10 protein-coding genes and 2 tRNA genes are annotated in these 9895 nt (G+C 61.3%); 7 read left to right on the top strand and 5 right to left on the bottom strand.

The genetic code is table 11. From position 1 onward, the window contains the following. Positions 1 to 182: 182 nt before the first annotated feature. The 3 genes from NKJ89_RS12675 to NKJ89_RS12665 form a co-directional block, all read right to left on the bottom strand. The gene (locus NKJ89_RS12675) at positions 183 to 1100 is read right to left on the bottom strand and encodes a carbohydrate ABC transporter permease (protein WP_023759834.1); all 918 of its coding nucleotides are present in this window, start codon (positions 1098 to 1100) and stop codon (positions 183 to 185) included. Positions 1101 to 1145: 45 nt separating this feature from the next. After that, positions 1146 to 2267, bottom strand: a complete 1122-nt coding sequence (locus NKJ89_RS12670) for a carbohydrate ABC transporter permease (protein ID WP_352602772.1) — start codon at positions 2265 to 2267, stop codon at positions 1146 to 1148. A gap of 85 nt (positions 2268 to 2352) precedes the next feature. Next, the gene (locus tag NKJ89_RS12665; RefSeq protein ID WP_352602771.1) at positions 2353 to 4029 is read right to left on the bottom strand and encodes an ABC transporter substrate-binding protein; all 1677 of its coding nucleotides are present in this window, start codon (positions 4027 to 4029) and stop codon (positions 2353 to 2355) included. 285 nt (positions 4030 to 4314) lie between these two features. Between NKJ89_RS12665 and NKJ89_RS12660 the strand changes: the two genes are divergently transcribed. From NKJ89_RS12660 to NKJ89_RS12645, 4 genes are all read left to right on the top strand, one after another. Next, on the top strand, positions 4315 to 5373 hold the full coding sequence (locus NKJ89_RS12660; RefSeq protein ID WP_352602769.1) for an ABC transporter ATP-binding protein: 1059 nt from the start codon (positions 4315 to 4317) through the stop codon (positions 5371 to 5373). Positions 5374 to 5400: 27 nt separating this feature from the next. Beyond that, positions 5401 to 5853 carry an RbsD/FucU family protein gene (locus NKJ89_RS12655; RefSeq protein WP_352602767.1) on the top strand — a complete coding sequence of 151 codons (453 nt, stop codon included), beginning with the start codon at positions 5401 to 5403 and terminating at the stop codon, positions 5851 to 5853. Positions 5854 to 5857: 4 nt separating this feature from the next. Then, positions 5858 to 6787: a ribokinase gene (rbsK, locus tag NKJ89_RS12650; RefSeq protein WP_352602765.1), complete on the top strand. Its 930-nt coding sequence runs from the start codon at positions 5858 to 5860 to the stop codon at positions 6785 to 6787. Positions 6788 to 7112: 325 nt separating this feature from the next. After that, positions 7113 to 7430: a hypothetical protein gene (locus NKJ89_RS12645; RefSeq protein ID WP_352602763.1), complete on the top strand. Its 318-nt coding sequence runs from the start codon at positions 7113 to 7115 to the stop codon at positions 7428 to 7430. 124 nt (positions 7431 to 7554) lie between these two features. Here the strand turns inward: NKJ89_RS12645 and NKJ89_RS12640 are convergent. Next, positions 7555 to 7631 (bottom strand) — tRNA-Asp (locus tag NKJ89_RS12640). Positions 7632 to 7847: 216 nt separating this feature from the next. Here NKJ89_RS12640 and NKJ89_RS12635 point away from each other — a divergent pair. The 3 genes from NKJ89_RS12635 to NKJ89_RS12625 all read left to right on the top strand — a co-directional run bounded on the left by NKJ89_RS12635 (position 7848) and on the right by NKJ89_RS12625 (position 9501). After that, positions 7848 to 7923: transfer RNA gene (locus tag NKJ89_RS12635), tRNA-Val, on the top strand. 205 nt (positions 7924 to 8128) lie between these two features. Then, positions 8129 to 8560 carry a hypothetical protein gene (locus NKJ89_RS12630; protein ID WP_352602761.1) on the top strand — a complete coding sequence of 144 codons (432 nt, stop codon included), beginning with the start codon at positions 8129 to 8131 and terminating at the stop codon, positions 8558 to 8560. Between the two features lie 413 nt (positions 8561 to 8973). Then, positions 8974 to 9501, top strand: a complete 528-nt coding sequence (locus tag NKJ89_RS12625) for a YciE/YciF ferroxidase family protein (protein ID WP_023759826.1) — start codon at positions 8974 to 8976, stop codon at positions 9499 to 9501. Positions 9502 to 9640: 139 nt separating this feature from the next. Here the strand turns inward: NKJ89_RS12625 and NKJ89_RS12620 are convergent, their stop codons facing one another. Beyond that, positions 9641 to 9808, bottom strand: a complete 168-nt coding sequence (locus NKJ89_RS12620) for a DUF3309 family protein (protein ID WP_352602760.1) — start codon at positions 9806 to 9808, stop codon at positions 9641 to 9643. Positions 9809 to 9895 lie beyond the last annotated feature (87 nt).

Raw genomic sequence — 9895 nt, 5'->3', positions numbered from 1 at the left:
CGGTCAATCCGAGCCGACCAAGAGACCGATCCTCCCTCAATCAGATGGCCTTCATATATGAATAACTTTCCCCGGACAGTCCTGCTCCTTGCGGGGGAGATGGCCGGCAGGCCAGAGGGGGGTGCTGCCCCGCCGAGGTCGAAAATTTACAGATCAGGGGTGCGAGGCCGCCCCCTCTCGCCCTACTTCACCGCTCCTGCGGTCATGCCCATGATCAGATAGCGCTCTAGCGCAATGCCGATGACGGCGAGCGGCGCGATGGCCGCCGTGGCAAGCGCTGCCATCGACCACCAGTTGATGCCTTGCGAGCCGGTCTGGCTCGCCACCATGACGGGGATGGTCTTGGCATCGGTCGAGGTCAAAAGGGCCGCGAAGAAATATTCATTCCAGCACAAAACCATTGCCAGGATGAAGGCGGCGACCATGCCGGGCAGCGCGATCGGCATGACGATGCGGAAGAAGGCTCCCCAGATCGACAACCCGTCGACGAGCGCTGCTTCCTCGAGCTCGACCGGGATGGAGTTGAACTGGTCGCGCATGATCCAGATGACGATCGGCAGCACCATCAGCGTGTAAAGCAGGATCAGCCCGACGCGTGTGTCGAGCAGACCGACCTCGCGGTAGAGCACCAGGAAAGGCAAAGCGAGCACCACCGGCGGCAGGATCAGTTGCGACAGGAAGAAGAACGAGATGTCCTCGTTCTTGAACCAGGCGAAATGGTAGCGATAGCGGGTGAGCCCGTAGGCGGCGAGGCTGCCGATGACGATGGCCAGGCTCGATGCGCCGACCGAGGTGATCACCGAATTCATGAAGCGCTTGAGGAACTCCTCGCGCACCGTCGAGGTCTGGAAGATCGAGTCCGGCGACAGGCCGAGCGAGCGCCAGCCCTTCCAGTCCGGCTGGAAGTCGACGAAGGGGATCAGATGGCCTTGGGTGACGTCGACCGCGGTTTTGAACGAGGTCGTGATCGTCCAGTAGATCGGGAACAGGCAGACGAACGCCCAGAACGCCAGCGCCGCGTAGATGAAGAAGCGGCTGGCGAGGAAGCTCGCCGGCGAGCGGATCTCCGAGGCTACATATTCGGTGGTGAGTACGCTCATCTTGCTTCAATTCACCCGATCTTGCTTCAATTGACCCGCCCTGCTTCAATTCACATTGCGCACGAAACGGTTGGCAAATTTCAACAGCCACGTGACGAACACGATGATGATCACTAGGTAGGCCATCGCCAGCATGGTTCCGTAGCCGACATTCGAGCGGTCGCGGTATTCGCGATAGATGAAGCTCGACACGGAATCGGTGGCGCCGCCCGGGCCTCCCGATGTGACCGTGATGATGATGTCGGCAAGCTTCAGCTTGAAGATGATGCGCAGGATCACCGCCGTCACCGACACCGGCAGCATCAGCGGGAAGGTGACCTGCCAGAAGGTCTGCCACACATTGGCGCCGTCCACGCGGGCGGCTTCGAGCACCTCGCGCGACATCGCCTGCAGCCCGGCCAGCAGCATGATCATCATGAACGGAATGAACGTCCAGGCATCCAGCACCATGATTGCGATGCGCGCGATGATCGGATCGCTGAAGAAGGCTGGATTCTCCCAGCCGAGATGGCGCGCCAGCGTCGCTGCCGGTCCGAACCGGTATTCCATCAGCGATTTGCCGATCATCCACGACACCGCGACCGGCGACAACATCAAGGGTAAGAGGAAGACGACGCGGAAGAATTTTCGTGCCCGGATCTGCGCGTTAAGCAGCAGCGCCAGGCCGAAGGCAATGACATATTCGACCGCCACCGCCAGCACATAGAGCACCATGTTGAACAGCGCATTGCGGTAGTAGGGATCGCCCAGCATCTGCCAGAAATTGGCGAGCCCGTTGAACCTGCGTCCACTGAAGGAGCTGAGATTCCAGTCGGTGAGCGCGATGTAGAAACCGAACAGCGTCGGGAAGATCACCATGGCGATGGTGAACAGCAGCGCCGGCAGCAGGAACAGCGCACGCTGGCCGTCTTCGCCGCGCGTCAGCACCTGGCCGATGCCGATAGCCACGCCCCACAGCACATAGGCGTAGACGACCGGGCGCCAGGTTTCGAAGCCGACGGTGTCGGCTTCGGTCTTGTACAGGATCTCCAGCGCGATCACCGCCAGCAGACCGAGAGTTGCAGCAGCCATCAAAGCCCAGCCCAGGCGTTTGCGGCTCGGTGAAATCAGATCGTAAGGGGCGGCGTCTGCCGGCCACGCATCGGTGGGCAAAGTCTGGTTAGCCACGCGTCCCGTCCGTTCACAGAAGGCCCTTTGCCGGCCGGTCAGGTCCGGCGGCTTTGCGCCGCCGAACCACGGTTTATAAGCCAACCTACATGCCGAGCGAGGCCTTGTAGAGCTTGATCTGGTTGTCGCGGCCGATCTGATCGGTCAGCTTCTCCCAGGCCGCCGCAATGGCGTCGGCGCCTTCCTGCGCCTTCATCTTGCCGGCGAAGGTGTTGGCCAGGATGTCCTCGGCGGCGCTGTAGTATTGGAAGATGCCGGGGATGCGCGGCTCGATCGCCGCATTCGGATGGTTGTAGCTGTCGGCCTCCGACTTGAGGTAGGAGGTGATGAACGCCTCGTCGTAGCCGGCCGCCACCCATTCCGGAATGTCGAAATGGGAATTGCGGTAGGGCTGGAAGCCCGATGGATATGCGGCGCACCAGAGCGACAGGTCCTTGCCGCCGAGATGGGCTGCCGCAGACCAAGCTGCCTTTTTCTTCTTCTCGTCACTGTCGACGCGGGCCATGACATAGACGCCCCAGCCGAGATATGCGCAGTTCGGCGCATAGTTAGGGCCGCTGGCCAGTTTGTCCCACTTGCCAGTTTTGGAATTGTAGACATCGTCGGAGCCTGGCAGGATCGAGAAGCCTGTGACATCGCCGACGACCGACGAATCGTTAGTTTTCGCATTCGAGCCCGCGTCTCCCCACCAAGCCAGCATCGAACCGGTGCCGCCCAGGAATTGGGAGAAACAGGTCTGGTTCGGGTCTGCATTGATTTGATCTTGCGGTTCGGAAGGCAGCGCATCGATCACGTCCTGGATCGCGCGCACCCAAGCCGGGTTGTTGACGCGCGGTTTCATGGTATCCGGATCGAATAGCCACGCCTTGTCATCCGGATGCTTGGCATAGGCGGAGGCGCGGCTGCCGAGGAAATAGAAGCCGAAGCCGCCCCAGGGCTTGGGCGCGTCGAGGTAGCCGTAGACGTCCTGGCCCTTCACCTGCTTGCCCTTGAGGAACTTGGTCACCACCTGCACCTGCTGCCAGGTCTTTGGCACACCCCATTCCGTCAGGCCTGCCTTGTCGCCGCTATCGGCTTTCCAGGCTGCTGCCAGATCAGAGTCGGAGAACACGTCGGTGCGGTAGTTGAAGTTGTGCGCGTCTCCGTCGACGGTAACGCGATACTGCTTGCCGTTCCAGGTGCCGACCGGCGGCTTCAGATAGGCCACCAGATCGTCCATATCGATCTGCTTCCTGACCCAGTCGGGCATCTCGGAAGTGAGGCCCTTGCCGCAGACATCGCCCTCGAAAGGCGCGCCCATCTCGACGATATCAAAGTCGATTGTGTTCGTGGCGATAGCCTGCTGCAGGCGCGGATTGTAGTCGGCCTGCGCCAGGTCGATCCAGTTGATCTTGGCCCCGGTATAGGCCTCCCACGGCTTCAGGAAGCCGCGGAACAGCACATTGTGCAGGTTCTGGTTGTTGAGGCCCATGAAGGAGAGCTCGACGCCGGCGAATTCGCCTTCCTTGACGTTGGCCTTGGTGGCCTCCAGGCAGAGCTCGCCGACCTTCTGGAAATCGGCATCGGTCGGCTGACCCTTGCCGACGCCGGGGATCTGCAGGATTTTGGAGCGAAGTTCGCTTGCAGCGGAAGCCGGGCGCGTCAAGGCGCCGAGCCCTGCACCAGATGCCGCTGCGATTGCGGCCATGCTGGCCGCACCCTTCAATATGTCGCGCCTTGTGGCGCCGGCACGAACCAGTTTCTCGTAAAGATCCGTTCTCATTGCCTGTTCCTCCCAGAATTCAGTGTGAATAAGCTGACTAACTGTCGGACGCTGGAGCGCCAACGATGCTCCCGGTTCGGAAACGAATTAGCAGGACCCCACCCTGCGTTGATTGAAGTTCCGATTGCGGATCGGGTACCGACATTTTGACCAGCGCCTGCCACTATTCTCGCAACCAAACGCCGTGTCAACGAGAACGGGCTTACCTGTATCAGACTGACTTGCCCTGACCGGTCGCGTTGGTTAGCTTCTGCGCCTACGGCTAATGGAGCCGGCGGGGGAGATATGGCGCAAGTCGCGATCAGCAAGGTGGCCAAGGCATTCGGAGCCGTCAAGGTTCTACACGAAGTCAGCGTCGACATATCAGACGGGCAGTTCGTGGTTCTGGTGGGCCCTTCGGGTTGCGGCAAGTCCACGCTGCTCAGGATGGTGGCCGGGCTGGAGACCGTCTCCGGCGGCACGATCGCCATCGGCGACCGGATCGTCAACCATCTGCCGCCGGCCAAGCGCGACATCGCCATGGTGTTCCAGAACTATGCGCTTTATCCGCACAAGACGGTCGAGCAGAACATGGCCTTTGCGCTGAAGCTGCGGAAAACCGATCCGGCCGTGGTCGCCGAACGGGTCAAGCGCGCCGCCGACATCCTCGACTTAAATCCCTATCTGAAGCGCTATCCCCGCCAGCTTTCCGGCGGCCAGCGCCAGCGCGTGGCGATGGGCCGCGCCATTGTGCGCAATCCCCAAGTGTTCCTGTTCGACGAGCCGCTCTCCAATCTCGACGCCAAGCTGCGCGTACAGATGCGCACCGAGATCAAGGAACTCCACCAGCGGCTGAAGACCACCACCATCTACGTCACCCATGACCAGATCGAGGCCATGACCATGGCCGACAAGATCGTCGTCATGCGCGACGGCCGCATCGAGCAGGTCGGCGCGCCGCTGGAACTGTTCGACCGGCCGGCGAATCTGTTTGTCGCCGGCTTCATCGGCTCGCCTTCGATGAACCTGCTCAAGGGCGTCATGCGCAAGGGTGCGAAGCCAGGTGTCGATATTGCGGGCACGCTGTTCCCGGTTGCAGCGGACAATGCCGCACAGGACGGCCAGGCCATTGTCTACGGTGTGCGGCCGGAGCATCTCGAAATCCATCCCGATGGCGTGCCGGCGAAGATTTCTGTGGTTGAGCCGACCGGCTCTGAAACTCTGGTCTTCCTGCGCTTCGGCGAAGGCGAGATGGTGGCGCTGTTTCGCGAGCGCCACGACTTCAAGCCGGGTGACACGCTCACTCTGAAGCCGCGGCTCGACCAGATCCACCTTTTCGACGCCGAGACCGGCAAGCGTCTCTGATCTCAATCGGACTTCACGAGGAATATCATGCTCAAAGGCATCAACCCGCTGCTCAATGCCGACGTGCTGCAGGCATTGCGGGCAATGGGGCATGGCGATGATCTGATCATCGCCGACACCAATTTTCCGTCCGATTCGGTGGCGCGCCAGACCGCGCTCGGCCGCCTGCTGCGCATCGATGCCTCGGCCGCCGAGGTCGTAAAGGCGGTGCTGTCGCTGTATCCGCTGGATACGTTCGTCGACGACTCCGCCGCGCGCATGGAGATTGTCGGCAAGCCGGACGAGGTTCCCGCTGTGCAGAACGAGGTACAAAAGGAAATCGACGCGGCCGAAGGCAAGTCGTGGCCGATGATAGCGGTCGAGCGCTATGCCTTCTACGAGCGCGCCAAGCAGGCCTATTGCGTCATCCAGACCGGCGAGCGCCGCTTCTATGGCTGCTTCGCCTTCCGCAAGGGCGTCGTGCCTCCGGACGCGGAGTAGCGGCATGGCTTCGGGCAAGCCTGTCGTCATATTGGGTGTGTTCGTCGCCGACACCGCCTACAGGGCGCAGCGGCAGCCGCGCATGGGCGAGACGATCCTCGGGACATCCTTCACGCTGGGTCCGGGCGGCAAGGGCTCGAACCAGGCGGTTGCAGCCGGCAAGCTTGGTGCCGACGTCACCTTCCTCACGCGCCTCGGCGTCGATCCCTTCGCCGACATGGCCAGGCAGACCTGGGCGCGGGCCGGCGTCAAGAATGCCGTCATCGATACGCCGGAAAGCTATACCGGTGCGGCCTACATCTTCGTCGAGGAGACGACCGGCAACAATGCCATCATCGTCAGCCCCGGTGCCGCCATGCTGATCTCGCCGGCCGACATCGAGGCCAATGCCGCGCTCATCCGCGGTGCCGGCGTTTTCGTCACCCAGCTCGAACAGCCGATCGAAGCAGCTATGCGGGCGCTGGAGATCGCACGTGGGGCAGGGGTGACGACGATCCTCAACCCGGCCCCGGCGGCAAAGCTTCCCGACCGCATCTATACGCTGTGTGACTATTTCACGCCCAACGAGACCGAGACGGAGGAATTGACCGGGATGAAGGTCTCGTCGGTCGACGAGGCGCGAGCCGCTGCGGACAAGCTGCTTGAAAAGGGCGTCGGCACGGTCATCGTCACACTGGGTGACAAGGGCGCGCTTTTGCACTCGAAGGGCCGCTCCGACCATGTTCCCGCCGTCAGTGCGGGACCGGTGGTCGAAACCACCGGGGCGGGCGACGCCTTCAATGGCGGCTTGGCCGCGGCACTTTCGCGAGGCGTGGAGCCGTTTCAAGCCGTGCGCTTCGCCTGCGCCGTTGCCGGAATTTCGGTGACCCGGCCAGGGACCGCGCCATCGATGCCGACGCTGCAGGAGGTCGAGGCGCTGCTGGCGAGGGGATGAGGTTAGGGCTGCTCGGATTGCAGGGCTGGGGCACGCGACCGCCAACCGATGTTCTTCAGCTTCATTCCTGACAACGGCCCGCAATCGCTGTAGAGGCCGAGCCGTTTAGGCCAAGCCCGCTGCCTCACAGTGGCGGGCTTCTGTCACAACGAACGATTTCAAGGTTGCCCTCGGGTGCTCCGGTAGCAGGACAGCTCCGCGGAGCGTCATTATATTAGCACTAAACGATATATTAACAGCCGTGATGCAGCCTTCCACATCACGGGGGAAAACACGTCCTCGTCGACGTTTCCGGTGGGACGGTCGACCAATGCGGAGCAAACGCATGAGTGTCGGAGCAGCTCTCGAACAATTGCTGCGGTTGATTCATCGCCGAGCCATGAAATTAGCGGCGATGCCGGAGGATGAAAGGGATTCACACTACGATCTCATCCGCCTGTCATGTTGCGCAGCCGCCGAACGCATTGGGCAAAGTCCCGACAAGGCCGCCATTACGGCAAATGATATGGTTGAATTTGTTCGCGCACTGGTCGGAATCATCGAGGTAGGCTGCGGATCAGACCAAAGGCCAGGTGACGATCGACCGGCCGCATCAACGGCACGGCATTTTGGCAGCCGGGAGAATGGCGCTGCGCGCATCTAGGGGGCGCGCGCTTCAAGCGGCTGCAGTCGTCCGCGAATTCTTCGCAGCCTGCTACATGGTCCGATTGCCTGACAAGGCCGAAGCCTACTTAGCGCGAAAACCATTTAACTATCAGTAAGTTAAATGGCGCGAGTGACGGGGCTCGAACCCGCGACCTCCGGCGTGACAGGCCGGCACTCTAACCAACTGAGCTACACCCGCGCATGGCGAACACGTGTCAGCCGTGTTCGTCGTTGGGGCGCTGGATAAGGGGTTCGCCACCGGGTGTCAAGCGTGACGGGACAGCATAACAGCAAACAGGAGAAGGTTTTTTGACAGCCGGCCTTTTGTTGGCAAAACCGGTATCCAACCAGAGCGTTCTGCGCTCATTTGGCCTTGCGAAGCCGATCCCGACCGCTTAAAGGTCCGGCCCGGAGCGGGCGATTAGCTCAGTTGGTAGAGCGCTTCGTTTACACCGAAGATGTCGGCGGTTCGAGCCCGTCATCGCCCACCATATGCAAATTTCAGGGCCATTGGCCTGTCACGCCCCCATCGGCCTCGATGCGTGAGAAACCAGCGCACGAGGTGTTGCAGGCCAGCCTTCCGACAGGATTGCAGCATCGTTTGATGGAACTCTTTCGGCAATGCTCTTGTCGGCTGATGCCGTCGCGGTACTTCTCCTGAAGGGGTGAATGCTGCGCTGTCGACAGGAGCCGACCATGAAACACCAGACGCTTCACGAGCTGCGAACAATCGCAGACGTCAATCCCTTGGCGCAAAGCGCCATCATGACCAGAACGCAAAGGATCGAACGTTGGGCAGAGCTCCTCGAGCGGCAACCCGCGCGATGCCTTGGAGCACTGACCGGCACCGAACATCTTCATCCGAAAGTCCGCGCGGAAACGCGAACGGCGGGGTCGGCGATCACCGTTGCGTTCGAGGATCCGCTGCTGCGTGCCTCGGGTCTCCAGGGTGATAGCTACGGGGAAGCAAAACGCTTCTTCAAGCTGAGCGATGGGCAACTGCACGACATCGTCTGCAGCTGCCATATCGGGGCAACGATGCAAGCCAGCTGGGCTGCCGCCAGGGTGCGCAAGACCATCCCTGGAAGCAGGCTGATAGCCTGGCTGCGAAACGTGCTGGTACACTGAAGCCGCTTTGCAAAAGCATCTAAACGGTGACTGCCGGCGGATGTTTCAGCAACATCGCGGCGCACCGGCTAGAGCCGGCCCTCATGCGCCATTGAAGGGCTTCGACGAAGCAAGGCGCTGCTTTCGCTGTAAGCGGTAAGCGTCATTTTGGCCTTCGCTTCAGCGAATTGAGCTGGCGCACCTCGCCACTGAAGAGAGGCCCCAAGCAAGACCAGGGGAGCACGTCAGCTGATACGTCGCCCGCGGCAGACGTGAAAAAGAACGCCGGAGAAATTGCCGAAATGCCGGGCCAGCCTCGTCCCTGGAGAATTCTTCGACGGTGCTCGGTCGCCCGGGAACTTGTTTCCGGCAGGTGGGTTATCGAGTGCCTCGCGCTTTTGCGGAGGCAGCTACCAACCCAGCGGGAGACGATTATGGCAACCACGAAGAAAACAACGAAAGCGGCAAGGAAGGGTCTTGAGGACCTATTCCTCGACGGACTGAAGGATCTCTATTATGCCGAGAAGAAGATACTGAGGACCCTGCCCAAGATGGCCAGAGCGGCGGAATCGGAAGAAGTGACCGCCGCCTTCGAGAAACACCGGATGGAAACGGAAGGCCATGTGGATCGCCTCGAGGAAGTGTTCGAGAAAATCGGCAGGTCGGCGCGCGGCAAGACCTGTCCTGCCATCGACGGCATTGTCGAAGAGGGCTCGGAAGTGCTGGAGGAATATGAAGGCGCGCCCGCACTTGACGCCGGACTGGTTGCAGCCGCGCAGGCAGTCGAGCACTACGAGATTGCTCGATACGGCACTCTGATTGCCTGGGCCGAACAGATGGGTAAGAGAGACGTCGCGGACTTGCTCAATGCCACTCTTAAGGAAGAGATGGCGACCGACGAAGCGCTTTCCAGGCTGGGCGAGGGGGGTGTCAACGAGCGCGCTCTGCAGCAAGCTGCGTAGCCCGATTGCGATCGGCGGGATCCCTGCGACGCGTCGGGCTTCCGCCGTCTTATCTCTTCTCTCGGAAGTTGGTCGGCGTTCGTTGTCACGCCGACCACGGCGCGGGGCCCCGCCCTGAGGGACAGACTGGGTCGCTGCGCTATATGCGCCCGAGGAGAGCCAGGATGAGGATGATAATCAACACCAGTCCAAGCCCACCGCCGCCGTAGTAGCCGGTGCCATAGAACGGCCCGCCGCCAAGGCCGCTGAGGCCGCCGAGCAGGGCAAGTACCAGTATGATGATGAGAATAATTCCGAGGATGCTCATGTCCTCTCCATTTTGCCAACGCGTGCGTTTGCCGCGTATTTTGATGAAGATGACTATGGAACGCGCAGCAAGCCGTCCTGTTCCCAG

The sequence above is a fragment of the Mesorhizobium sp. M0047 genome, from assembly GCF_040323315.1.
Classification (GTDB): Bacteria; Pseudomonadota; Alphaproteobacteria; order Rhizobiales; family Rhizobiaceae; genus Mesorhizobium.
The sequence above is the reverse complement of the archived record's forward strand: the minus strand, read 5'-3'. Positions and strand labels throughout refer to the sequence as shown.